The 26,340-nt window shown below is 70.4% G+C and carries 15 protein-coding genes; all 15 read left to right on the forward strand.

What is annotated here, in order from left to right:
* The first annotated feature begins 137 nt into the window (after nt 1-137).
* The 15 genes from IEY98_RS07115 to IEY98_RS07185 all read left to right on the forward strand — a co-directional run bounded on the left by IEY98_RS07115 (nt 138) and on the right by IEY98_RS07185 (nt 26,296).
* Nucleotides 138-9,794: a polymorphic toxin-type HINT domain-containing protein gene (locus IEY98_RS07115; RefSeq protein ID WP_189209420.1), complete on the forward strand. Its 9,657-nt coding sequence runs from the start codon at nt 138-140 to the stop codon at nt 9,792-9,794.
* Nucleotides 9,795-10,281: 487 nt separating this feature from the next.
* Nucleotides 10,282-11,571, forward strand: coding sequence for a geranylgeranyl reductase family protein (locus tag IEY98_RS07120; protein ID WP_189209421.1), 1,290 nt, complete (start codon nt 10,282-10,284; stop codon nt 11,569-11,571).
* Nucleotides 11,572-11,807: 236 nt separating this feature from the next.
* Entirely contained in the window at nt 11,808-12,206 is a 399-nt protein-coding gene (locus IEY98_RS07125) for an NADH-quinone oxidoreductase subunit A (protein ID WP_258905100.1), read from the forward strand.
* A gap of 12 nt (nt 12,207-12,218) precedes the next feature.
* Complete coding sequence (locus tag IEY98_RS07130; protein WP_189209422.1) at nt 12,219-12,767, forward strand: NuoB/complex I 20 kDa subunit family protein; 549 nt, start codon at nt 12,219-12,221, stop codon at nt 12,765-12,767.
* A 3-nt stretch (nt 12,768-12,770) separates the two neighbouring features.
* On the forward strand, nt 12,771-13,580 hold the full coding sequence (locus tag IEY98_RS07135) for an NADH-quinone oxidoreductase subunit C (RefSeq protein ID WP_189209423.1): 810 nt from the start codon (nt 12,771-12,773) through the stop codon (nt 13,578-13,580).
* Nucleotides 13,577-14,890, forward strand: a complete 1,314-nt coding sequence (locus IEY98_RS07140; RefSeq protein WP_189209424.1) for an NADH-quinone oxidoreductase subunit D — start codon at nt 13,577-13,579, stop codon at nt 14,888-14,890. The genes IEY98_RS07135 and IEY98_RS07140 overlap by 4 nt, the downstream gene beginning before the upstream one ends.
* 92 nt (nt 14,891-14,982) lie before the next feature.
* Nucleotides 14,983-15,762 carry an NADH-quinone oxidoreductase subunit NuoE gene (gene nuoE, locus IEY98_RS07145; RefSeq protein ID WP_373292355.1) on the forward strand — a complete coding sequence of 260 codons (780 nt, stop codon included), beginning with the start codon at nt 14,983-14,985 and terminating at the stop codon, nt 15,760-15,762.
* Nucleotides 15,763-15,889: 127 nt separating this feature from the next.
* The gene (nuoF, locus tag IEY98_RS07150; RefSeq protein WP_189209425.1) at nt 15,890-17,206 is read left to right on the forward strand and encodes an NADH-quinone oxidoreductase subunit NuoF; all 1,317 of its coding nucleotides are present in this window, start codon (nt 15,890-15,892) and stop codon (nt 17,204-17,206) included.
* Nucleotides 17,203-19,662, forward strand: coding sequence for an NADH-quinone oxidoreductase subunit G (locus IEY98_RS07155; protein ID WP_189209426.1), 2,460 nt, complete (start codon nt 17,203-17,205; stop codon nt 19,660-19,662). The genes nuoF and IEY98_RS07155 overlap by 4 nt, the downstream gene beginning before the upstream one ends.
* Complete coding sequence (gene nuoH, locus IEY98_RS07160) at nt 19,659-20,957, forward strand: NADH-quinone oxidoreductase subunit NuoH (RefSeq protein WP_189209427.1); 1,299 nt, start codon at nt 19,659-19,661, stop codon at nt 20,955-20,957. The genes IEY98_RS07155 and nuoH overlap by 4 nt, the downstream gene beginning before the upstream one ends.
* Nucleotides 20,954-21,478, forward strand: a complete 525-nt coding sequence (gene nuoI / locus IEY98_RS07165; RefSeq protein ID WP_189209428.1) for an NADH-quinone oxidoreductase subunit NuoI — start codon at nt 20,954-20,956, stop codon at nt 21,476-21,478. The genes nuoH and nuoI overlap by 4 nt, the downstream gene beginning before the upstream one ends.
* A 142-nt stretch (nt 21,479-21,620) precedes the next feature.
* Nucleotides 21,621-22,439, forward strand: a complete 819-nt coding sequence (locus IEY98_RS07170; RefSeq protein WP_189210119.1) for an NADH-quinone oxidoreductase subunit J — start codon at nt 21,621-21,623, stop codon at nt 22,437-22,439.
* On the forward strand, nt 22,436-22,735 hold the full coding sequence (nuoK, locus tag IEY98_RS07175; RefSeq protein ID WP_189209429.1) for an NADH-quinone oxidoreductase subunit NuoK: 300 nt from the start codon (nt 22,436-22,438) through the stop codon (nt 22,733-22,735). The genes IEY98_RS07170 and nuoK overlap by 4 nt, the downstream gene beginning before the upstream one ends.
* Nucleotides 22,736-22,751: 16 nt before the next feature.
* Nucleotides 22,752-24,701 carry an NADH-quinone oxidoreductase subunit L gene (gene nuoL / locus IEY98_RS07180; RefSeq protein ID WP_189210120.1) on the forward strand — a complete coding sequence of 650 codons (1,950 nt, stop codon included), beginning with the start codon at nt 22,752-22,754 and terminating at the stop codon, nt 24,699-24,701.
* A complete protein-coding gene (locus IEY98_RS07185) occupies nt 24,698-26,296 on the forward strand; it encodes an NADH-quinone oxidoreductase subunit M (RefSeq protein ID WP_189209430.1) in 1,599 nt (532 codons plus the stop codon). Before nuoL ends, IEY98_RS07185 begins: the two co-directional genes overlap by 4 nt.
* The last annotated feature ends 44 nt before the right edge of the window (nt 26,297-26,340 follow it).

Consider the following 26,340-nt stretch of genomic DNA (forward strand, 5'->3'; position numbering starts at 1 on the left):
ACGTGCTAAATCCGGCAAAGTGTGATTCATATCATGCTCCATTCGGTGGTGCTTCCGGTCGCCCTAGACTCCCGGCAGGGTCGAACTGGGGAGACTAATCCCGCTCGTTTTCCGAGCGGTCTGGGGAAGGAAACGCCATGGCCTCGGTCCGTCGTTTCGCGCGCTCGAAAAAGGCGGGCAAAGCCACGTCATCCATCGTTCTCCTTTTCGTCGCCACCCTGCTGGCCGGGACGATCAGCCCGGCGGGTTCGCCGTTCCGCGACCCGGAGCGGGTGCTGGCCGAGGCGCTGGCGCAGGCGCGCGGGCAAGCGCCCAAGCAGGAGTGGGGAAGCGCGGAGGGCAACCCGCACGAGGCGGGCCCGTTGCCCGAGGGGCAGCGCGCTGCCCGCTCCGAGCGGTCGCGCTACCCCCAGCCGGACTTCCCCGAGCCGGTCCCGCGCGCCAACAACGCCACCGTCGGCACCGCAACGACCGAGGTCACCGGGTATGACCCCGAGCGCAGCACGGAGCGCGACGAGCTGCGGGGCGAGTACAAGCGGACCTACGACAACCCCGACGGCACCCAGACCTCCGAATACAGCTCCCGGCCGCTGAACTACCGCGCGCCGGACGGCAGCTGGCAGCCCATCGATCCGGCCCTGGTGCGCGCCGGGACGGGCTGGTCCAACACCGCTGACCAGGTCGACGTGGGCATCGCCGGATCAGCGGGCGCGCGGCGGCTGGCGACGGTGCGGCTGCCGTCCGGGCAGGAGATCGCCTACGGCGTGCGCGGCGCGCGGGACGTCGCGGGGCGCGCGGACGGCTCGACCGTCACCTATCCCGGCATCGCCGACGGGGTCGACCTGACCCTCCGGTCGCAGCCCGGTGGTGTGAAGGAAGTCCTGGTTCTGCGCACCCCCGAGGCGCAGCGCCGCTGGGTGTTCCCGCTGCACCTGTCCGGCCTGACCGCGCGGACGGTCGACGGGCGCGTCGCGCTGCACGACGGCGCGGGCGCCGAGGTCGCGCAGATCCCGCCCGGGCACATGACCGACGCCGCCGGGCAGACCTCGGTCGGCGTCGCCTACCGGCTCATCGAGGGCGGGCGCGCCCTGGAGGTCACCCTCGACCAGGCGTGGCTGGACGCCCCCGAGCGCGCCTACCCCGTGTCGGTCGACCCCACCGTCAACGGCTACCCGTCCCGGCAGAGCATGTTCGTGCACGGCTCGACCCCGGTCAGCGGCACCGGCGAGCTGTGGATCGGCGCCATCGGTGGCGGCGACGCGACCGCCTACATCGGGTTCCCGAACCTGGAGAACGACCTCCGCAACCACCGGATCTTCAGCGCCAAGCTGCAACTGGTCAACTACGACTCGGTGTCGTGCAGGCCCGCGATGGTGCACGTCCACCCGGTCAAGGAGAGCTGGACCAGCGCCACCAGGCCCGCGCTCGACGCCGCCCTCGCGGGCAGCGCGTTCGCGCACGGCTACATCCGGCTCGGCCAGACCCACTCCGCCTGCCCGGCCGCGCCGGTCGGGATCGACCTCGGCGTGCCCGGCCAGCAACTCGTGCAGGCGTGGGTCAAGCACCAGCGGCCCAACCACGGCCTCGCCCTGCGCGCGCCGACGGGGGCGTGGAAGAAGTTCACCGCGAGCGGCACCGCCAACCCGCCCACGCTGTTCCTCACGCACACGCCCTACGACGCCCGGTACAAGATCGTCAACCCGGTGCCGGAGCCGCCGGTCACCACCGCGCAGAGCGGCCGGGTGAAGATCAGCGTCACCAACCTCGGGAAGGACCCGTGGCCGGTCGGCGCCTACACCCTCGGCTATCGCGCCTACCGCGACGGGGCGCTCAAGGTCACCAAGACCGCCGCCGGGGCCCTCCCGCAGGAGGTCTCCGTCGGCGAGACGGTCACGGTCGACGCCACGATCGCCGCCTTCAGCGAGACCGGCCGCTACACCCTCGACTTCTCGATGGTCCACGGCCAGCGGTTCTTCACCGACGAGCAGATCGCGCCCGCGCGGATCGTCGTCGACGTCTACGACCTGCCGCCCGCCATCGCCGAGCAGTACCCGCGCAGCGGGCAGAGCGTGGAGACGCTCACACCGCAGCTGTGGGCCAAGGGCGTCGACCACGAGAACGACACGCTGAGGTACCGCTTCGAGGTCTGCGAGAAGGACGGCGCGGGCAACCCGTACAACTGCTTCGGCTCCAGCACGCCGGAGCAGAAGTACCTGAGCAAGCCCTACTGGACCGTCCCGGCGGGCAAGCTGCGGTGGGGGCCGGTCTACTCCTGGCGGTCATTCGCCTTCGACGGCACCAGCGAGAGCAAGGCCGTGGAGTTCTCCGCGCTGCTGACCTCGGTGCCCCAGCCGCAGATCACCTCGCGCCTGGGCGCGGCGCCCTACACCGGCGGCGACTTCGAGTTCGACCCGTTGCTGGGCAACTACTCCACCGCGGCTATCGACGCCGCGGTCGCCACCGCGGGTCCCCGGCTGGCGGTCGCCCGCACGTACAACAGCCTCGACCCGCGTCGCGACCTCGCCTTCGGCAGCGGCTGGACCACCCAGTACGACGCCAGGATCTCCCCGGACGCCGACGGCTCGGGCAACCTCATCGTCACCTACCCGGACGGCCAGCAGGTCCGCTTCGGCCGCAACCCCGACGGCAGCTACACCGCGCCGCCGGGCCGCTTCGCCACCCTGACCGCCCGCCCGCCCGCGCAGAACGACGGCTGGACGCTCACCGACAAGGACCGCACGGTCTACACCTTCCTGTTCGACGGCAAACTCGCCTCGATCAAGGACAGCGCGGGCCGGGTCGTCGACCTCGTCTACAACATCCACGGCCACCTCTCCCAGGCCATCAGCCGCACCAGCGGCCGATCGCTGTGGTTCACCTGGACCACCGCGCCGGACTGGCCACGAGCGCACGTCACCGAGGTCCGCACCGACCCGGTGGACGGCGTCCCGTTGGCCTGGACCTACGGCTACAGCGGCGACCAGCTGCAGCGGGTGTGCGACCCCGACCAGAAGTGCACTCACTACCGGTACGCCGCGGGCTCGCACTACCGCTCCGCGGTCATGGACTCGCGGCCGGAGTCGTACTGGCGGCTGAACGAGACCGCGGGCCTGCCGCACGCGGCGAGCCAGGTGGCGGCGAAGGCGGGCAAGGACAACGCCGACTACGTCAACGTCAACAACGGATACGTCCCCGACGCCCTGGAGGGCGCGGACGACACCGCCGTGCAACTGCCCGGCAACGGCCACATCGACCTGCCCGACCGGTCCCTGTACCTGCACCGCGACGTCAGCGTCGAGCTGTGGTTCAAGACCACCAGCGCGGGTCCGCTGGTCGGCTACCAGAACAAGCCGATCACCGAGACCGCGACCTCGGGCGTCCCGCTGCTCTACGTCGGCTCCGACGGCAAGCTGCGCGGGCAGTTCTGGACGGGCACGGCCAACCCGATCACCACCGCGGCCGCGGTCAACGACGGCCAGTGGCACCACGTCGTGCTGTCCGGGTCGCTGGCCACGCAGGCGCTGTACCTCGACGGCGTGAAGGTCGGGACCCGCGAGGGCGTGATCGACCACAACGCCTTCGTCCACGCCCAGATCGGCGCGGCGTACACCACCGCGCCCGCGTCCTGGCCGGGCTACCCGGGGTCGACTCCGGGACGACACCACATCGCCGCCGAGATCGACGAGGCCGCCTACTACGCCCGTCCGCTCGGCGATCTGGCGGTCGCCGCCCACTACGCGGCCCGCACGGCAGCGGACCAGCTCACCGAGGTGGAACTGCCGGACCAGCGCTTCGCCGCCCGCGTGGCGTACGACCCAGTCAACGACCGCATGCGCGAGTACACCGACGCCAACGGCGGACGCTGGCAGCTGGCGACGCCGACCGTGGGCGGCACCGAGGACAACCTGGTTCGCACGGTCGGCGTGATCGACCCGTCGGGCAGGCCGCACTTCTACGACTACGACGCGCTCAACGGCCGAGTTCTGCGCCAGTCCGTCCCGGTCGGTACCGGCGTGCGCCCCGAGGACGTGCTCGACGGCGACTGTGTGACCGGCCCGGACGGCGTCATCCGCTGCCAGGACATCGTGCTCGCGTTGGGTGTGCGGCTCTTCGACTACGACGAGAACGGCTTCCCGAGCCGCATCGAGGACGAACTGGGCCACCGGGTCACGCTCGACCACGACGAGCGCGGGAACCTGACGGCCAAGACGACGTGCCGGACGCCGGGCGACTGCCAGACCACGCGGTACACCTACCAGCCGCCGACGTCCGACCCCACCGACCCGCGCACCGACCGATTGATCGAGGTGCGCGACCCGCGCTCCTCCGGCCCGGACGACGACCGGTACCTCACCAGCTCCACCTACACCGAGTTCGGCGACCTGGCCGTGGAGGTCAACCCCGACGGTGGCGACACCACGCACGCCTACACCGACGGGACCTCCGCCGCAGTCGGCGGCGGCGTCGAGCCCGCGCGGCTGCTGAGCGGCACGAAGGACCCGCGCGGCGCGGTGACCCGGTACCGGTACTACGCCAACGGCGACCTCGCGGAGATGACGACGCCCGCCGGGTTGCGCACCGCGTACCAGTACGACGCGCTCGGCAGGCTCATCGCCGAGACCGAGTACCCCGACGGCCACCCGGACGGCGTCACCACCCGCTATGGCTACGACAAGGTCGGCCGGATCACCGAGATCACCGAGCCGGGCACGACCAACGCGGTGACCGGGACCGTCCACATTCGACGGACGGTGACCGCGTACGACGCCAACGGCAACCCGGTCCGGATCGAGGAGCACGACAGCGCCGCCCCCGACGCCACCCGCGTCATCACCCACGAGTACGACGCGTTCAACCGGCTCGTGCGGACAGTAGGACCCGCTGGCGACGAACTGGCCTACGGGTACGACCACTTCGGCAACATGGTCTGGGCCGTCGACGCCCTGGGCGTGAAGACGGAGTACCGCTACACCGCGCGGCACAAGCTCGCCGAGGTCCGCCTCAAGGGGTGGCACGGCGCGCCGATCACCCCCGGCGACGAGACCGTCGAAGGCGACGGCTCTGCGGGCTCGGACCTCGTCCTGGAGTCCTACACCTACGACTACGCGGGCAAACTGCTCCGCCAGGTCGACGCGATGGGCCGCAAGACCGAGTTCACCTACTTCGGAGACGGCCTCACCGCCAGGATCATCGCCGCCGACGTCGCCGACCCGGTGACCGGCGGGACGCGCGACGTGGTGCTGCAGGACAACACCTACGACGCCGCGGGCAACCTCGTCCGCCAGGTCGGCGCGGGCGGCTCGGTCGTCGTGCACGAGCACGACGCCACCGGCCGCCTCACCGCGACCACGCTCGACCCCGACGGCCTGCGCAGGCGCACCGCGTACCGCTACGACCTCGGCGGCAACGTCATCGAGGTCGCCCGCACCGGCGCCCACTCCAACACCGGGCCGTTCGCCGCCGCCTTCGGCGAGATCGTCGAGTTCGGCTACGACATCCACGGCAGGCAGGTCAGCGAGACCATCCGCGGTTCGGCGGGCGTCAGCAAGACGACGATGGCCTACAACAACCGCGATCAGGTCATCCGGACGGTCTCCCCGCTGGGCAACGCCACCGGCGCGGACCCGGCCGCGCACACCACGGATTACCGCTACGACGAGATCGGCAGGCCGGTCGGCGTCACCGCGCCCCCGGTCGACGCCGAACAGGACGGCGGCCCCGCCCAGCGGGTGCGCCCGGAGCAGGTGACCGGCTACAACGCCTTCGGCGAGGCGACCGAGCAGCGCAACGCCCTCGGCGAGGTCGTGCGGATGACCTACGACCAGCGCGGCCACGTCGTGCGCACCGAATCCCCCGGCTACCTCCCGCCGGGGGCGAGCACGCCGAGCACCGCGGTCACGACCGTGCGGTACGACCCGTTCGGCAGGCCGCTGAGCACAACCGATCCGGCGGGCGCGGTGTCCGGCTTCCGCTACGACCAGCGCGGCCGGTTGGTCGAGCGGTACGAGCCGGACCCGGTCGACCCGACCGAGCCGGGCGGGCTCTGGCGTTACGAGTACACCCACAGCGACGAGCTCCTCGCGGTGGTCGACCCCAGCGGCGCGCGCGTCGAGTCGACCTACGACGACTTCGGCAGGCAGATCACCACCACGGTGCTGGAGCGCAAGCCCGCGCCCGCGGCGCTCACCGCGCGGATGTCCTACGACGACGCCGGCCGCCTGCTCACCAGCACCACGCCGACCGGCGCGGTCACCCGCTTCACCTACGACGCCCTGGGCCAGCGGATCAAGGCGACCGATCCGGCGGGCGTGGTGACCGAGTACGGCTACGACGGCTTCGGCAACCAGGTGTGGAGCAAGGACGGCAAGGGCAGGGCCCGCTACGCCAGCCTGGACCAGAGCGGCAACGTCCTCCGCGAGTCCGACTACAACCCGGCCGGGACCCGCATCGCCCGCCGGTCCTACAGCTACGACCTCGAGGGCAACGTCCTCACCGAGACCGACGCGATGGGCCGCGTCACGCGGTTCGCCTACGACCCGTCGGGCAGGCTCGTGTCCCGGGTCGAGCCGGTCAGCGCGGACGAGGCGATCACGACCACGTTCGGCTACGACGCGCTGGGCAGGCAGACCCGGGTCACCGACGGCCGCGGCAACAGCACGCACTACACCTACAACACCCTCGGCCTGCCCGAGTCGGTGATCGAGCCCGCCACCGACGCCCACCCCGCGCCCGCGGACCGCACGTGGACCGCGACCTACGACGCCGCGGGGCGGGCGACGCTGCTGACCGCGCCCGGCGGCGTCACCAGGAGCCGGGTCTACGACGGTCTCGGCAGGCTCACCCGCGAGACCGGCGCGGGCGCCGAGGCCGCGACCCTCGACCGGGTGCTGACCTACGACCAGGTCGGCCGGGTCACCACGCTGAGCGCGCCGGGCGGGACGAACCTCTACGAGTACAACGACCGCGGGATGCTGCTCTCGGCGAGCGGACCCTCCGGCAACGCGTCCTTCGGCTACGACGACGACGGCCGCATGATCTCCCGGACCGACGCCGCGGGCACGATGGGCTTCGGCTACCGCGACGGCCGCCTGGTGTCCATCCAGGACGGTGTGTCCGGCGCGAGCATGTCCGTGGCGTACACGGCCGCAGGCGAGGTCGACACCATCGACTACGGCGGCGGCGTCGCGCGGAAGTTCACCTACGACGACTTCGGCAGGACGACCGCGGACGTCACCCGGGACGCGGCGAACGCCGTCGTCGCGTCGGTGAGCTACAGCTACGACCTGAACCACCGGCTGACCGGGAAGGCCACCACGGGGACGGCCGACCCCGGCGAGCAGACCTACGGCTATGACCAGCTCGGCAGGCTCACCAGCTGGACGGCGGACGGCGTCACCAAGTCCTACGGCTGGGACGCCGCGGGCAACCGCGTGCGCAACGGCGACAAGACCGCGGCCTACGACCAGCGCAACCGCCTGCTCAGTGACGGCGACTACACCTACCAGTACACGGCGCGCGGCACGACAGCCGCACGGACGAGCTCCGGGCATGAGGAGCGGTTCGACTTCGACGCCTTCGACCGGCTCATCAAGGTCGGCGCGACGGAGCTGGCCCACGACGGCCTCGACCGGCCCGTCACGCGGGGCACGGTGGCGTTCAAGTACGCGGGCATGGAGATCGACACCGTCTCCGACGGCACGGCGGTGTACGGCCGAGGGGCGGGCGGCGAGCTGCTGTCGCTGTCCCAGGGCACGGAGAAGCGCCTGCTGCTGTCGGACCGCCACGGCGACGTCATCGGCGGCTTCGCGCCCGGCGCGGGCACCCTGAGCGACTCCACCTCCTACGACCCCTTCGGCGACCCGCGCACCACGACGGGCGCCGCGCGGAACGTGGGCTACCAGGGCGACTGGACCGACCCGGACACCGGCAGGGTCAACATGGGCGCGCGTTGGTACGACCCGGCCGCGGGCCGGTTCATGAGCCGCGACAGCATCGCCCAGGGCGGCCCCGGCTCAGCGGGCCTCAACCGCTACGGCTACAGCGGCGGATCGCCGCTGAACGGCTTCGACGCCAACGGCCACTGGTGGGACTGGATCGAGGAGACCGCCGACTGGGTCGGTGACAACCTCAGCACGGTCGGCCACGCCGCCCTGGACGTGGCGGGCATGATCCCGGTCATCGGCGAGGCCGCCGACGTCGCCAACGGCATCTGGTACGCCGCCGAGGGCAACTACACCGACGCGGCCCTGTCGTTCGCGGGCGCCATCCCGTTCGCGGGCTGGGCGGGCACCGGCACCAAGTGGGGCCGCCGCGTCGACGACATCGGCTCCGGCGGCAGGCACACCCCGGTCCCGTCCAAGTGGCAGCCCACGAAGCGCTACGACAAGGAGATCCCGGGCGGCCGCAAGGTCGGCAAGGGCAAGGGCGACGTGCCGTCGGGCGCGAAGGCCGCGCCCAACCCGCGCAAGGCGGCCGACGCCGCCGCGGCCGCGGCGGCCCGCCGGGCGGCCGCCGCCCGAGCCGCCTACCTGGCGGCGGTGGCACGGACGGCGAAGGCGAAGGCAGCGGTCGCGTACGCGGTGAAGCGCAACCCGATGCCGGTCCTGAAGTCGATGCTCAAGCCGACGATGGCCAACCCGAAGAACCTGGTCTCCGCCGTCGCGAACGCCCCGGCCAGGTACGTCCAGCAGGCCGTGTCGAACGTCCAGGACGTCAATCGTGTGTACGACAAGATCTACGACACGATGCTGGGCGTCGGTCATGAGGTGGTCAAGGAGGCCGCCGAGACCGCGGCCGCGGAGGTCATGGCGGGCAGCGGAATCCCGATGCTCGACGGCGTCGTGGACCTGCTGGACCGCCGGAAGAAGGGCCCATCCGAACAAGGCAAGACGGCCCGAGGAACCGCCACCAACGGCTCCTGCTCCGCGTCGTCCAAGGCCCAGCTGAACTCGAACAGCTTCACCGGTGACACCCCCGTCCTCCTGGCGGATGGGACACGGAAACCGATCAAGGACATGCGAGTCGGCGACGTGGTCCTCGCCACCGACCCCACCACCGGTGAATCCGGCCCCCGCGTGGTGACCGACGTCCGATCACACCAGTCGGAACGACTGCTGTACGAGATCACCGTCGACACCGCCGACGGCTCAGGCAAGATCACGGCCACGGACGAGCACCCGTTCTGGGTGGAGTCGCTGCAGAAGTGGGTCCACGCGGAGGGCCTGAAGCCGGGCTACACCTTCGAAACCGCCGATCACCGCCCGGCAACGGTCGCAGGCGTCAAGCCGCTGAGCGAGCGGCGGGAGGTTTACAACCTCACGGTTGACGACCTGCACACGTATTACGTAGTTGCGGGAAGCGCCGTTGTTCTCGTTCATAACGACGATCCTCGCAAGTATAGCGACGACGAATGTGATCGTAGCGGGTTTCTTTATCGCGGTTTGCCTGCAGATCACTGGAAAGCCGCAGATGCCTTGGAAGGCCGGGCGGTTCCTCTGGGTGGGCACCGAGACCTGAAAAGTCATGCAGGAGGTAACACGCGCAGCGAGTTTACCTCATGGAGTCATGACTACGAGAACGTGGCCTACGATGCGGCCACGGAACGAGGCGGCGAGTACCTTGTCCTAAGGCTGCCCTTCAGTGCGTTCCCTCCGGACACGCTGTTTCGCGTTCATGACACCGAGTACGAGTCCTATCCGGGTGAGCAGGAGCATGCTTTCCTTGGTACGATTGATGGTGCGGAGGTCAGTGTCAACGGTCGGCCATGGCGTCGTCCTGGCAGGAATAAGAAATGATTGACTCTGGGTCTGGCAAGGGAGAAGGAAGCGCTTCGCATGCATAAGGGGCGACTACTCGAACTATTCGCAGGCGAGGATGGTGCTGCCGCGCTCTGTTACGCAGCGCTCCTGCGTGGTGCGAGTCACGAGGTTTGGGAAGGCTCCGTGGGTCAGGCTCAGATAGCTAGTATTTACCGCAGGCGATTTCGTGGCGTGCAACGGGTAGGTCAGGGGTCCGTTGGTTTCGCGGAGGCGGTTCGGCGACTTGAGGAGTATCAGGGCGGAGACATTGTGCTCGGCTACGTCGATGACCGTCCGAGCGGTGGGTACTACTTTCAGTTGTTCCTCAATGTCGACTGCACGAGCGTTGTCGCCTGCTTAGGGGTGGAGCGACCAAGGAAAAGTGAAAAGAACGACAGTCGGAATTGAGGTGTGCGCCTCTGCGGCGGCACCGCACCCACCTCTAGACTCGCCGGGGTAGGCGGGTCTAGGAGGTCCAGTGAGCATGTCGATCAGCCGTCGCAAGGCGGGCGAGGACGCTGAGGTCATCGTCGTCGGGGCGGGACCGGCTGGCTCCACCGCGGCGACCTACCTCGCCCGGGCGGGGTTGGACGTCCTGTTGCTGGAGAAGTCCACCTTCCCGCGCGAGAAGGTCTGCGGCGACGGCCTGACCCCCCGGGGCGTCAAGCAGTTGATCGACCTCGGCATCGACACCCGGGAGCAGGCGGGCTGGCTGCACAACCGCGGTCTGCGCGTGGTCGGCGGCGGCGTCACCCTCGAACTCGACTGGCCCGACCTCGCCTCCTTCCCCCCGTACGGCGTCGTCCGGCCCCGGCAGGACTTCGACGAGATGCTCGCCCGCACCGCCCAGCGTGCGGGGGCCCGGCTGCTGGAGAACACCACCGTCAACTCCGCCATCACCGACGCCACCGGCCGCGTCATCGGGGTGAACGCCAAGGCGGGCCCGGACAAGGTCCCTGTCACCTACAAGGCCCCGCTGATCCTCGCCTGCGACGGCGTCTCCGCCCGGCTCGCGCTGAGCGTCGGACTTGAGAAGATCGACAAGCGGCCCATGGGCGTCGCCGTGCGCCGCTACTACGAGTCGCCGCGCAGCAAGGACGACTACCTGGAGTCGCACCTGGAGCTCTGGGACCGGTCCGACCCCGACAACCCCGTGCTCCTGCCCGGCTACGGGTGGATCTTCGGCATGGGCGACGGCACGATCAACGCGGGCCTGGGCATCCTGTCGACCTCCAAGGCCTTCGGCACCACCGACTACCGCAAGCTCATGCGCTCCTGGCTCGACGGCACCCCCGAGGAGTGGGGCCTGCGCGAGCACAACGCCAAGGGCAAGATCGGCGGGGCGGCCCTCCCGATGGGCTTCAACCGCACCCCCCACTACACGCCCGGCCTGCTCCTCGTCGGCGACGCGGGCGGGATGGTCAACCCGTTCAACGGCGAGGGCATCGGCTACGCCATGGAGTCCGCCCGCATCGCCGCGGAGATCGTCGTGCAGGCGATGGCGCGCGCGGAGGGACCGGCCCGCGAGCGCGCGCTGGAGGGGTACCCCGTGGCCATGCGGGAGGCCCTCGGCAGCTACTACCGATTGGGCAACATCTTCTCCAAACTGATCGGAAACCCCACCGTCATGCGCACCGCCACCAAGTACGGCCTGCCGCGCAAGACGCTCATGAAGCTGGTCCTGAAGTTGCTCGCGGGCCTCTACGACCAGCGCGACGGCGATGCCTTCGATCGGGTGATCACCGCGGCGACGCGCATGGCGCCGAGTGTCTGATTGCTCACGCAAGCATCGCGTTAGCGCAGGTGAGCGGCGCTCAGGGGGGCGCGAAAACGGCTGTGAGCCACGTCCTAGACTGGCCCCGGTGCTGTGAACGCTTTCACAAGTGAGCGGTCTCGCTTGTGAAGGTTTTCACAAGCATTGACCCGTCCGGTTAGGTCCGCCTAATGACCATTGGCGCGATCGCGGGCCCCTAGGGTTCGGCCGGAGGACGCCGGGGAAAGGACGCGAGGGTGTCGGTGCAGCTCGCCCAGGACGTGACGAACGACCTGGGCATCTATCTCCCCTTGGTGGTCATGTTCGCGCTGGCGGCGGCCTTCGCCGTCTTCTCGGCGCTGCTCGGGCCGCTGGTCGGGCCGTCCCGGTACAACCGGGCGAAGTTCGAGGCCTACGAGTGCGGGATCGAGCCGTCGCCGCAGCCGATCATCGGCGGCGGGCGCGTGCCGGTCGCCTACTACCTGACCGCCATGCTCTTCATCCTGTTCGACATCGAGATGGTGTTCCTCTACCCGTTCGCGGTGTCGGCGGACGTGCTGGGCCTGTTCGGCCTGGTCGAGATCTTCCTGTTCATCGCCACGGTCGGCTTCGCCTACGCCTACGTGTGGCGCCGCGGCGGCTTGGACTGGAACTGACGGGAGAAACCAATGGGTCTTGAGGAGAAGCTCCCGAACGGCATCTTGCTGGCCAGTCTGGAGAAGCTGGTCAACTGGGGCCGCAAGAACTCGCTGTGGCCCGCCACGTTCGGGCTGGCCTGCTGCGCCATCGAGATGATGACCACCGGCGGCCCGCGCTACGACATCGCCCGCTTCGGCATGGAGGCCTTCCGCGCCTCCCCCCGCCAGGCGGACCTGATGATCGTCGCGGGCCGGGTCACCAACAAGATGGCCCCGGTGCTGCGCCAGATCTACGACCAGATGGCGGAGCCGCGCTGGGTGCTGGCGATGGGCGTGTGCGCGTCCTCCGGCGGCATGTTCAACAACTACGCCGTGGTGCAGGGCGTCGACCACATCGTCCCGGTCGACATGTACCTGCCCGGCTGCCCGCCCCGCCCGGAGATGCTGCTCGACGCGATCCTGAAGCTGCACGCCAAGATCGCCGACGAGCCCATCAACGCCACCCGCGCCGCCATCCGCGCCGAGCAGGGGCTCCGTACCGAGCTGATCCCGTCCTCGGTGAAATTCGCGAAGAAGTGACCCATGGCTGACGAGAACCCCACCACCCCAGAGGCCCAGGCCTCCCCGCCGGTCGGCGCCGAGGGCTCCAGCGCCGCGCGCCCGGACACCGGCGTCGAGGCCGACACCGACCTCGCCCGCCCGGCCGAGCACCGGGAGCCGGTCGCCGCCGAGCCCGTCGTCGCAGGCCGCACCCGCAAGGGCATGTTCCAGGTCTCCGGCTCCGGCGACACCTCCGGCTTCGGCGGCCTGCAGCTGCCCGCCTACGTCCCGGTCCCGGCCGAGCGGCCCTACGGCGGCTGGTTCGACGAGTTCGCCGACGACCTGCACGCGGCCATGGCCACCCGCGACATCCCCGCCGCGGCGATCCAGCAGGTCACCGTCGACCGCGGCGAGATCACCCTCTACGTCGCCCGCGAGCACCTGGTCGCGCTGTGCTGGACGCTGCGCGACGAGCCCGCGCTGCGCTTCGAGCTGTGCAGCTCGGTGTCCGGTGTGGACTACGGCGTGGACATCCCGCAGCGCCTGCACTCGGTCTACCACCTGACCTCCATGACCTACCGGCGGCGCATCCGCCTGGAGGTCTCCGTCGACGTCGACGACCCGCACATCCCGTCGGTGGTCGAGGTCTACCCGACCGCCGACTGGCAGGAGCGGGAGGCGTGGGACATGTTCGGCATCGTCTACGACGGGCACCCCGCGCTCACCCGGATCCTCATGCCGGACGACTGGGACGGCCACCCGCAGCGCAAGGACTACCCGCTGGGCGGCATCCCGGTGGAGTACAAGGGCGCGGAGATCCCTCCGCCCGACCAGCGGAGGTCGTACTCGTGACCACGCACGACTACGCGGAAGCGCGCAACACCACCGAGGGCAAGGTCTACACCGTCACCGGTGGCGACTGGGACGAGGTGCTCGAGGACGCCCAGCACGACGAGCGCATCGTCATCAACATGGGCCCGCAGCACCCGTCCACCCACGGTGTGCTGCGCCTGGTGCTGGAGCTGGAGGGCGAGACCGTCACCCAGGCGCGCAGCGTCATCGGCTACCTGCACACCGGCATCGAGAAGAACTGCGAGTACCGCACCTGGACCCAGGGCGTCACGTTCGTGACGCGCATGGACTACCTCGCGCCGCTGCACAACGAGACCGCCTACTGCCTGGCGGTGGAGAAGCTGCTCGGCATCGAGGCCCCGCCGCGCGCGCAGACGATCCGGGTCATGCTGATGGAGATCAACCGCATCTCCTCGCACCTGGTCGCGCTGGCCACCGGCGGCATGGAGCTGGGCTCGCTGACCGCGATGACCTCCGGCTTCCGCGAGCGCGAGGAAGCGCTGCACCTGCTGGAGCACCTGACCGGCCTGCGCATGAACCACGCGTTCATCCGCCCCGGCGGCGTCGCCCAGGACCTGCCGGACGACTACCACCAGCAGGTCACCGGCTTCATCAAGGTGATGCGCAAGCGGCTGCCCGACTACGACAAGCTGCTCACCGGCCAGCCGATCTGGCGCAACCGCCTCAAGGACGTCGGCTACCTGCCCGTGGACGCCTGCCTCGCGCTGGGCATCACCGGCCCTGTGCTGCGCTCCGCGGGCCTGGCCTGGGACCTGCGCAAGACCGAGCCGTACCTGGGCTACGAGGACTACGACTTCGAGGTCCCGACCTCCACCGACGCCGACGCCTTCGCCCGGTACCTGCTGCGGCTGGAGGAGATCCACCAGTCGCTGCGGATCATCGAGCAGGCGCTGCGCAGGCTGGAGCCCGGCCCGGTGATGGTCGACGACGCCAAGGTCGCCTGGCCCGCCAAGCTGACCATCGGCTCCGACGGGCTCGGCAACTCCCTCGAGCACGTCCGCAAGATCATGGGCCAGTCGATGGAGTCGCTGATCCACCACTTCAAGCTGGTCACCGAGGGCTTCAAGGTCCCGGCGGGCCAGGTGTACGTGCCGGTCGAGTCCCCGCGCGGCGAACTGGGCTACCACCTGGTCTCCGACGGCGGCACCCGCCCGGTCCGCGTGCACGTGCGCGAGCCCAGCTTCGTGAACCTGCAGGCGATGCCCGCGATGAGCGAGGGCGGCATGGTCGCCGACGTGATCGCGGCCATCGCCTCGATCGATCCCGTGATGGGGGGGTGTGACCGGTGAGCGCGGAGTCCCTGAACACCGGCAAGACCTACGGCGGCTCCAGCGTCGGCGGCGGCCCGACCCACCAGGAGACCGTGCCGGACGTCGACGTGGTGAAGATCGCGCCCGTCCCGGCGGAGCACCTGGTCGAGGAGGGCACGCCGGACCTGAGCGTGTTCGACGCCAAGACCGTCGAGCGCGCCGAGGCGATCGTCGCCCGGTACCCGCAGTCGCGCTCGGCGCTGCTGCCGATGCTGCACCTGGTGCAGTCGGTGGAGGGCCGGGTCAGCCAGGCGGGCATCCACTTCTGCGCCGAGCAGCTGGGCCTGACGCCCGCCGAGGTCAGCGCGGTCGCCACGTTCTACACGATGTACAAGCGCAAGACCTGCGGCGAGCACCTGGTGTCGGTCTGCACCAACACCCTGTGCGCGGTGCTGGGCGGTGACGACATCTACCGCAGGCTCGGGGAGCACCTCGGCGCCGACGGGAAGCGCCTGGGCCACAACGAGACGGCGGGGGAGCCGGGCGCGCCCGGCTCGATCACGCTGGAGCACGCCGAGTGCCTGGCCGCCTGCGACCTCGGCCCGGTCATCCAGGTGAACTACGAGTACTTCGACAACCAAACCGTGGACTCCGCGGTCGAGCTGGTCGACAAGCTGCGCAACGGCGAGCGCCCCGCGCCCACCCGCGGCGCGCCGCTGCGCGACTTCCGCACCGCGGAGCTGGAGCTGGCCGGGTTCTTCCCGGAGGACGAGGCCGAGTACCAGGCCGGTGTGGACGGACCGTCCGCCGCGGTGGAGACGCTGCGCGGCGCGAAGCTGGCCCACGAGCGCGGCTGGGTCGCGCCCGCGATGCCCGACGAGGCCCCGCTTCCGGAGGTGCAGAAGAAGTGAGGCATGAGCCGCGTGGCTGCAGGCCGGACCCAAGGGGAACGGGACGCAATCTAGCCACTGACACCCACACGACGGGCGGTTCCAACGCCGACGTGACCACCATGGTCGATTCCGGGGAGGCGGACCGATGAGCACTCCCAACAAGCCCGCACCGGTCACCCCGGTGCTGACCAAGCGCTGGCTGTCGCCGAACTCGTGGTCCATCAGGACCTACGAGCAGCTGGAGGGCTACACCGCCATCCGCAAGGCGCTCAAGGGCACCCCGGAGCAGCTCGTCGAGCTGGTCAAGGCCTCCGGCCTGCGCGGCCGGGGCGGCGCGGGCTTCCCCGCGGGCGTCAAGTGGTCGTTCATGCCGCCCAACGAGGACAAGCCGCACTACCTGGTGATCAACGCCGACGAGGGCGAGCCGGGCACGTGCAAGGACATCCCGCTGATGATGGCCGACCCGCACTCGCTCATCGAGGGCTGCATCATCGCCTCGTACGCGATGCGCGCGCACCACTGCTTCATCTACGTGCGCGGTGAGGCACTGCACTGCATCCGCCGCCTCAACGCCGCCGTGCGCGAGGCCTACGACGCGGGCTACCTGGGCAAGGACATCCTCGGCTCGGGCTACGACCTCGACATCGTCGTGCACGCGGGCGCGGGCGCCTACATCTGCGGCGAGGAGACCGCGCTGCTGGACTCGCTGGAGGGCCGCCGCGGCCAGCCCCGGCTCAAGCCGCCGTTCCCCGCGGCCGCCGGTCTCTACGCCGCGCCGACCACGGTCAACAACGTCGAGACCATCGCCAGCGTGCCGTTCATCGTCAACGGCGGCAGCGACTGGTTCCGCACGATGGGCACCGAGAAGTCGCCCGGCCCGAAGATCTACTCGATCTCCGGGCACGTGACCAACCCCGGCCAGTACGAGGCGCCGCTGGGCACCACGCTGCGCGAGCTGCTGGACATGGCGGGCGGCATGAAGGACGGCGTCCCGCTGAAGTTCTGGACCCCGGGCGGCTCGTCCACGCCGATGTTCACCGCCGAGCACCTCGACGTCCCGCTGGACTTCGAGGGCGCGGCCGAGGCGGGCTCGATGCTGGGCACCACCGCGGTCATGGTCTTCAACGAGACCGTGTCCGTGCCGTGGGCGGTCATGAAGTGGACCCAGTTCTACGAGCACGAGTCCTGCGGCAAGTGCACGCCGTGCCGCGAGGGCACCTACTGGCTGACCGGCATCCTGGAGCGGATGGTCGCCGGTGAGGGCACCGAGTCCGACATCGACACGCTGCTCGACATCTGCGACAACATCCTCGGCCGCAGCTTCTGCGCCCTCGGCGACGGCGCGGTCAGCCCGATCACCAGCGGCATCAAGTACTTCCGCAACGAGTTCCTTGCGCTGTGCGAGAAGAACCGCAAGCGCAATCCGGAACTCGTAGGAGCCCAGCCCGGAGTCCAGTCATGACGATCGCCCCGGAGAACCCCAAGACCGACAGGCCCGTCCCGGAAGGCCACGTGCGGCTGACCATCGACGGGGTCGAGGTCGACGCGCCCAAGGGCGAGCTGGTCATCCGCACCGCGGAGCGGCTGGGGATCATGATCCCGCGGTTCTGCGACCACCCGCTGCTGGACCCGGCAGGCGCCTGCCGCCAGTGCCTGGTCGAGGTCGAGATGGGCGGTCGGCCGATGCCGAAGCCCCAGGCCAGCTGCACGATCACGGTCGCGGGCGGCATGGTCGTCAAGACCCAGCACACCTCGCCGGTCGCCGACAAGGCCCAGCAGGGCGTGATGGAGCTGCTGCTCATCAACCACCCGCTGGACTGCCCGATCTGCGACAAGGGCGGCGAGTGCCCGCTGCAGAACCAGGCGATGTCCAACGGCCGCGCGGACTCGCGCTTCCACGAGACCAAGCGGACCTTCGCCAAGCCGATCCCGATCAGCACCCAGGTGCTGCTCGACCGCGAGCGCTGCGTGCTCTGCCAGCGCTGCACGCGGTTCTCCAGCCAGATCGCGGGCGACCCGTTCATCGAGCTGCTGGAGCGCGGCGCGCAGCAGCAGATCGGCATCGCCGAGGAGAAGCCGTTCCAGAGCTACTTCTCCGGCAACACCATCCAGATCTGCCCGGTCGGCGCGCTCACCAGCGCCGCCTACCGGTTCCGGTCGCGGCCGTTCGACCTGGTCTCGACGCCGAGCGTGTGCGAGCACTGCTCGTCCGGCTGCGCCGAGCGCACGGACTGGCGGCGCGGCAAGGTCATGCGCAAGCTGGCGGGCGAGGACCCCGAGGTCAACGAGGAGTGGATCTGCGACAAGGGCCGCTTCGCCTTCCGCTACACCACCCAGCCCGACCGGATCACCCGGCCGATGGTGCGCGACGCCAAGACCGGTGAGCTCGTCGAGTCGAGCTGGACCGAGGCGCTGCGGGTGGCCGCGGACGGCCTGCTGGCCGCCCGGGACCAGGGCGTCGGCGTGCTGGCGGGCGGCAGGCTGACCGTCGAGGACGCCTACGCCTACGCCAAGTTCGCCCGCATCGCCCTGGGCACCAACGACGTGGACTTCCGCGCCCGGCCGCACTCGGCCGAGGAGCTAGACTTCCTCGCCGCCACCGTGGTGAACACCTCGCCGGACGACGGGGTCACCTTCGCCGGGATCGAGAACGCCCCCGCCGTGCTGTGCGTGGCGTTCGAGCCCGAGGAGGAGGCGCCGATCGTCTTCCTGCGGCTGCGCAAGGCGGCCCGCACGAAGCGCGCCAAGGTGTTCCACGTGGGGCAGTGGAGCAGCCCGAGCGTCACCAAGACCATGGGCACGCTGCTCGCCTGCGCCCCCGGCGCGGAGCCCAGGACGCTGGACGCGCTGGCCCAGCACGCGCCCGACGTCAACGCGGCGCTGGGCGCCGAGGGCGCGGTGATCCTGGTCGGCGAGCGCGCCGCGGCGATCCCCGGCCTGTTCAGCGCGGTCCTGCGGCTGGCGGCGAGCACGGGCGCGAAGGTCGCCTGGATCCCCCGCCGCGCGGGCGAGCGCGGCGCGCTCGACGCCGGCGCCGTCCCGACGCTGCTGCCGGGCGGGCGCCCGGTGGCCGACGCCGGGGCGCGGGCCGCCGTCGAGCAGGTCTGGGGCCTGGCCGAGGGCGCGCTGCCCGCGCTGCCGGGCCGCGACACCGACGCGATCCTGGCCGCCGCGGCGGCCGGACAGCTCGGCGGCCTGGTGGTCGGCGGCGTCGACCCGTACGACCTCGCCGACCCGGAGCTGGCGCTGCGCGCGCTGGCCGAGGTGGGCTTCGTGGTCAGCCTGGAGCTGCGGCACAGCGCGGTCACCGCGCTGGCCGACGTGGTGCTCCCGGTCGCGGCCGCGGTGGAGAAGTCGGGCAGCTTCCTCAACTGGGAGGGCCGCCGCAGGCCGTTCGGCACCACGCTGGAGACCAGCGGCGCGCTGCCGGACTGCCGGGTGCTCGACACGCTCGCCGTGGAGATGGACGCCGACCTGTTCACCCAGACCCCGGAGGCCGCCGCCGCCGACCTGGCCAAGCTGACCGGCGAGAACGCCGTCGCCCGCTCGGTGGGCGCGCCGGACGTCGCCGCCGCCCCGAGGACCGCAGGCGACGGCGAGGCCGTGCTGGCGTCCTGGCGGATGCTGCTGGACAACGGCTCGCTGCAGGACGGCGAGCCGCACCTGGCGGGCACCCGGCGCCCGGTCTACGCCCGCATGTCGCTGGACACCGCGACCCGGCTGGGCGTGGCCGTCACCGGGACCGCCCGGGTGTCGACCGCGCGCGGCACGGTCGACGTCCCGGTGCACGTGGCCGACCTGCCCGACGGCGTGGTCTGGCTGCCCGCGAACTCACCCGGCTCCGCGCTGCGCGCGACGCTGGGCGCTGGCCACGGCGACGTCGTGTCCGTGGCAGGCTCCGAGGGAGGCAACGCATGACCAGGGCTGAACTCCTGGCCGACGACCCGTTCTGGCTGATCCTGATCAAGTGCGTCGCCCTGCTCGCGCTGGGCGCCCTGATGACCATGTTCATGATCATCTGGGAGCGCAAGGTCGTCGCCCGCATGCAGCACCGCCCCGGCCCCAACCGGGTCGGCCCCGGCGGCTGGCTGCAGTCCCTCGCGGACGCGATCAAGCTGCCGTTCAAGGAGCAGATCATCCCGGACACGGCCGACCGGAAGGTCTACTTCCTGGCGCCGATCGTGTCCACGGTGCCCGCGTTCCTGGCCTTCTCGGTGATCCCGTTCGGACCCGAGGTGAGCATCTTCGGCGAGCGCACCGTGCTGCAGCTGGTCGACCTGCCGGTCGGCGTGCTGGTCGTGCTTGCCTGCTCGTCGCTGGGCGTCTACGGCATCGTGCTCGCAGGCTGGTCGTCCGGCTCGCCGTACCCGCTGCTCGGCGGCCTGCGCTCGGCGGCGCAGGTGATCTCCTACGAGATCGCGCTCGGCCTGTCCATCGTGGCGGTGATCCTGCACGCCGGGTCGCTGTCCACAGGGGACATCGTGGACGCGCAGACGGGCATCTGGTTCGCGGTCACCCTGGTGCCCAGCTTCCTGATCTTCTTCGTGTCGATGATCGGCGAGACCAACCGCGCCCCGTTCGACCTCCCCGAGGCCGAGTCGGAGCTGGTCGGCGGCTTCCACACCGAGTACAGTTCGATGAAGTTCGCGCTGTTCTTCCTCGCCGAGTACGTGAACATGGTCATCGTCTCGGCGATGTGCACCACGCTGTTCCTCGGCGGGTACATGGCGCCGTGGCCGATCTCGCTGATCAACGACAACATGTTCAACAGCGGCTGGTGGCCGCTGATCTGGTTCTTCGGCAAGACGCTGCTGCTGCTGTTCGTCTTCATCTGGCTGCGCGGCACGCTGCCCCGGCTGCGCTACGACCAGTTCATGCGGCTGGGCTGGAAGTTCCTGGTCCCGGCGAACCTGGTGTGGATCGTCGGCGTGACCGCCATCCGCGCCTTCCGCGCCGAGGGCGAGATCTCCTCGACCACGATCCTCGTCGCCGGCGGCGTGCTGCTGCTCCTGCTGATCGGGCTGAGCTTCCTGCTGCCGGAGAAGACCGTCCAGCAGGGCCCGAAGCCGGTCGAGCTGACCGGCGGCGGCTACCCGGTCCCGCCGCTGGACCTGCAGGTGCCGGACAAGAACAGCCCCAAGGCCGTGCGGGCCCGCAAGCGCCGCCAGCCCGCCGCGGTCGGCGGACCGGCCGAGAAGGAGACCGAGCAATGAGCATTTTCGATCCGCTCAAGGGCTTCGGGGTGACCTTCGGCACGATGTTCAAGAAGGTCGTGACCGAGGAGTACCCGGAGGACTGGCCGGGCGCCGCGCCCCGCTACCACGGCCGCCACCAGCTCAACCGGCACCCGGACGGGCTGGAGAAGTGCGTCGGCTGCGAGCTGTGCGCGTGGGCCTGCCCGGCCGACGCGATCTTCGTCGAGGGCGGCGACAACACCGACGAGGAGCGCTACTCCCCGGGCGAGCGCTACGGCGCCGACTACCAGATCAACTACCTGCGCTGCATCGGCTGCGGCCTGTGCGTCGAGGCCTGCCCGACCCGCTCGCTGACGATGATCACCGAGTTCGAGCTGGCCGACGACGACCGGCAGCGGCTGATCTACACCAAGGAGCAGCTGCTCGCGCCGCTGCTGCCGGGCATGGAGCAGCCGCCGCACCCGATGCGCCTCGGCGACACCGAGCAGGACTACTACGTCCGCGGCCCGGAGCTGGCGACGAATGGGGAGGGCAAGTGACGGACCTTCTGTCGACCGCGAGTCGCTGCCAACCGCACCTAAGGGGAACGGAACGCGAATCAGCCGCGGGCACCCGCCGAGCAGGCGTGTTCCAGCTCAACGCGACCACCGCGGTTGATTCCGGGGAGGCGGAGTGAGCGCGATGCTTCTGGCCCAGGAGGCCGCGGCGGTCTCCACCGGCGAGGCCGTGGCGTTCTGGATCCTCGGGCCGCTGGCCCTGGCTGGCGGGCTCGGCATGATCTTCGCCCGCAACGCCGTGCACTCGGCGCTGTTCCTGGTCATGACGATGCTCAGCCTGGGCGTGCTCTACATGGTCCAGCAGGCCCCGTTCCTCGGGTTCGTGCAGATCATCGTCTACACCGGCGCGATCATGATGCTGTTCCTGTTCGTGCTGATGCTCGTCGGCCGCGACTCATCGGACTCGGTGGTCGAGGTGCTGCGCGGGCAGCGGCTGTGGGCGACCGTCCTCGGCGTCGGCATGGCCGTGCTGGTCGTCGGCGCGCTGGCCCGCTCGCTCACCGAGGTCACCCCGCTGGGCCTGGACGAGCCCAACGCCAACGGCGGCAACGTCGAGAGCCTCGGCCGGGCGATCTTCACCGACTACCTGTTCCCGTTCGAGCTGACCTCGGCGCTGCTGATCACCGCTGCGGTCGGCGCGATGATCCTGGGTTACATCGACCGGTCGCGCTCGGGCAAGCGCACCCAGCGCGAGCTGGTCGTCGCCCGCTTCCGCGGCGAGCACGACCGCCCGTCGCCGCTGCCTGGCCCCGGCGTGTTCGCCACCGCCAACTCGGTGGCCACCCCGGCGCTGCTGCCCGACGGCTCGGTCGCCCCGGAGTCGCTGTCCCGGCTGATCGACGCCACCGTCGCCGAGACCCTCGACGACGACCGCAAGGCCGTCGCGGGCGAGGGAGCCGAGCCGGACGCGAAGGCGCTCACCGGCAAGGAGGACGGGAAATGACGCCCACCTACTACCTGCTGCTCTCGGCGCTGCTGTTCACGATCGGCGCCGTCGGCGTGCTGGTGCGGCGCAACGCGATCGTGGTGTTCATGTGCATCGAGCTGATGCTCAACGCCGTGAACCTGTCCCTGGTCACCTTCGCCCGGATCAACGGGTCGCTGGACGGCCAGGTGATGGCGTTCTTCGTGATGGTCGTGGCCGCGGCCGAGGTCGTGGTCGGCCTGGCGATCATCATGTCGATCTTCCGCACCCGCCGGACCGCGTCGGTCGACGACGCGAACCTGCTGAAGTACTAAGGGGAACTCGGTGAGCATCAACCTCGCTGCTGAGGTCGCCCCCGCGACCGGGGCCGCGTCGCAGGCCTGGCTCCTGCTGGCGCTCCCCGCGCTCGGCGCGGCCGTGCTGCTGCTGGCCGGGCGCAGGCGGGCGCAGGGCTGGGGGCACCTGCTGGGCAGCGCGACCGTGCTGGGCGCGTTCGTCTACGGCCTGGTGCTGTTCTTCGAGAGCACCGGGCTGAGCCCCGACCAGCGCACGCAGGACCTGCTGCTGTTCGAGTGGATCCCGGTCGGCTCCCTCGACGTCGACATCGCCCTGCGGATCGACCCGCTGTCGCTGACGTTCGTGCTGCTGATCACCGGTGTGGGCGCGCTGATCCACATCTACTCGATCGGCTACATGGGCCACGAGCGGGAGGACCGCAGCCGGTTCTTCGCCTACCTGAACCTGTTCATCGCCGCGATGCTGCTGCTGGTGCTGGGCAACGGGTTCGTGACGCTGTACTTCGGCTGGGAGGGTGTCGGCCTCGCCTCGTACCTGCTGATCGGCTGGTACCAGGGCCGCGGCTACGCGGCCACGGCCGCCAAGAAGGCGTTCCTGATGAACCGGGTCGGCGACGTCGGCCTCGCCCTGGCGATCTTCCTCATGTTCAAGACGATGGGCACCACCTCCTACGCGGGGGTGTTCGAGCAGATCGGCGGGCAGTCGACGGCGGTCGTGGTGGCCATCGGGCTGCTGCTCCTGCTGGGCGCGTGCGGCAAGTCGGGCCAGTTCCCGCTGCAGGCGTGGTTGCCCGACGCGATGGCCGGTCCGACCCCCGTCTCCGCCCTGATCCACGCGGCGACGATGGTGACCGCGGGCGTGTACCTGATCGCCCGGTCCAGCCCGATCTACTCGCTGCCGCAGGCTGCGGACGCGCGGCTGGTCGTGATGATCGTCGGCGCGTTCACGCTGCTGCTGGGCTGCGTCATCGGCTGCGCCTACGACGACTTCAAGAAGGTCCTGGCGTACTCGACGGTCAGCCAGATCGGCTACATGATGCTCGCCGTCGGCCTCGGCCCGGCAGGCTACGCCTTCGGCATCCTGCACCTGCTGACCCACGGCTTCTTCAAGGCCGGGCTGTTCCTCGGCGCGGGCTCGGTCATGCACGGCATGAACGACGAGGGCGACATCCGCCGCATGGGCGGGCTGTGGAAGAAGATGCCGATCACCTTCGCCACCTTCGCCCTCGGCTACCTCGCGCTGATCGGCTTCCCGTTCCTGTCCGGGTACTTCTCCAAGGACGAGATCATCTACGCCGCGTTCGGCGAGGAGGGGTGGCGCGGCTGGGTCTTCGGCGGCGCGGCCCTGCTGGGCGCGCTGCTGACCGCGTTCTACATGACCCGCCTGCTGGTCCTGGTCTTCCTGGGCAAGCCGCGCTGGGAAGGGCTCAAGAGCGAGGACGGCAAGGACTACCACCCGCACGAGTCGCCGTCGACGATGACCATCCCGATGATCATCCTGGCGTTCGGCTCGGTCGCCGCGGGCGGCATCCTGGCCACGATGCTCCCCGAGTGGCTGGAGCCCAGCGTCGGCGCGGTCGCCGAGCGCGAGGGCCTGGTCTCCCACGGCATGGTCGCCGTCATGGCCACCGTGGCGATGGTCATCGGCGCGGGCCTGGCGTACCTGCTGTTCGCCCGGGGTGAGCAGCCGGTCGAGCGGCCGCAGCGGGTGTCCTGGCCGGTCCGGGCCGCGCGCGCGGACCTCTACGGCAACCACCTGAACGAGGCGCTGTTCGCCAAGCCGGGCACGTGGCTGACCCGGGCGCTGGTCTTCGTCGACAACCGCGGCGTCGACGGCCTGGTCAACGGCATCGCGGCGGGCCTGGGCGGCAGCTCGGGCCGCCTGCGCCGCACGCAGACGGGCTTCGTGCGCTCCTACGCGCTGTCCATGCTCGGCGGGTCGATCCTCGTGATCGCCGCACTGCTGATGGTGAGGTTCGCATGACGTCAACGGCCGACTCCTGGGTGCTCTGGGCGCTGCTGGCCGTCCCGCTGGTGGGCGCGGCGGTCACCGTCGCCCTGCGCGGCAACGACAAGACGGCCAAGCTCGCGGCGCTGGCGTTCAGCGTCGTCGAGCTGGTGCTCGCCGGTGTCGCCTGGTCGCTCTACGACCCGGCGGGCGAGCGGCTGCAGCTGGGCACCACGCTGGACTGGATCCCCGCGTTCGGCGTGCACATCGCCTGGGGCGTGGACGGCATCGCGCTGGTGATGATCGCGGTCATCGCGCTGCTGGTGCCGATCGTGATCGGCGCGGGCTGGGCCGACCGGCTGCCGGAGGGCCGCACGAAGGGCGGGTTCTTCGCGCTGATCCTGCTGGAGCAGGCGCTGACCGTCGGCGTGTTCGCCGCGACCGACGTGTTCCTGTTCTACGTGCTGTTCGAGATCATGCTGATCCCGATGTACTTCCTGATCGGGTCATACGGCGGGGCGAACCGGCAGTACGCGGCGGTCAAGTTCTTCCTGTACTCCTTCCTCGGCGGCCTGATCATGCTGGCCTCGGTGATCGCGGCGTACTCGCTGGCCTCCGACACCCTCGGCCAGGGCACGTTCCTGTGGGAGGAACTGGTCCCGGTCGTCTCGGCGGCGCCGCTGACCACCCAGATCTGGATCTTCTTCGGCTTCTTCATCGCCTTCGCGGTGAAGGCGCCGCTGGTCCCGGTGCACACCTGGCTGCCGGACGCCACCGCGGAGGCGCCGATGGGCGTCGCGGTGCTGCTGGTCGGCATCCTGGACAAGGTCGGCACCTTCGGGTTCCTGCGCTTCCTGCTGCCGATGACCCCCGACGCCAGCAAGGAGCTGTCCTGGCTGGTGCTGCTGCTGGCCGCGGTCGGCGTCATCTACGGCTCGCTGCTGGCCGCGGGCCAGAGCGACATGAAGCGCTTCGTCGCCTACGTCTCGATCGCCCACTTCGGCTTCATCGCGCTGGGCATCTTCGCCTTCAGCACGCAGTCGCTGACCGGGTCGGTGACCTACATGGTCAACCACAGCATCGCCACCGGCATGCTGATCCTGGTGCTGGGCATGGTGATCTTCCGGGGCGGCTCGGCGCGGATCGCCGACTACGGCGGCATGGCCAAGCTGACCCCGGTGCTGGCGGGCATGCTGCTCATCGCCGGTCTGTCCAGCATGTCGCTGCCCGGCACCAACTCGTTCATCAGCGAGTTCCTGGTGCTGATCGGCTCGTTCCCGAACGCGCCCGTCCACACGATCATCGCCACGGTGGGCATGGTCCTGGCCGCGCTGTACGTGCTGTGGCTGTACCAGCGGATCATGCAGGGCCCGCTGCGCGGCGACGCCATCGTCGGCGCGGCGGGCGGCCCCGGCGCGGTCGTGGCCCCCGAGGTCGGGGCCAGGAAGGCCATCGCGGACCTGTCCGGGCGGGAGAAGCTCGTGCTCGCCCCGCTGGTCCTGCTGGTCGTCGCGCTCGGGATCTTCCCGAAGCCGGTGCTGGACACGGTGGAGCCGTCCGTGGCCGCCACCATGTGCGAGGCCGGTCTGGTCGACCCGGTCCAGTCCGATGAGGAGCAAGCGCAGTGCTGACGTACCTGGCCCAGGAGCCGCTGCCGGTGCCCGAGACCACCGCG

The sequence above is a fragment of the Actinokineospora fastidiosa genome (assembly GCF_014648415.1).
GTDB classification, from domain to species: Bacteria; Actinomycetota; Actinomycetes; order Mycobacteriales; family Pseudonocardiaceae; genus Actinokineospora; species Actinokineospora fastidiosa.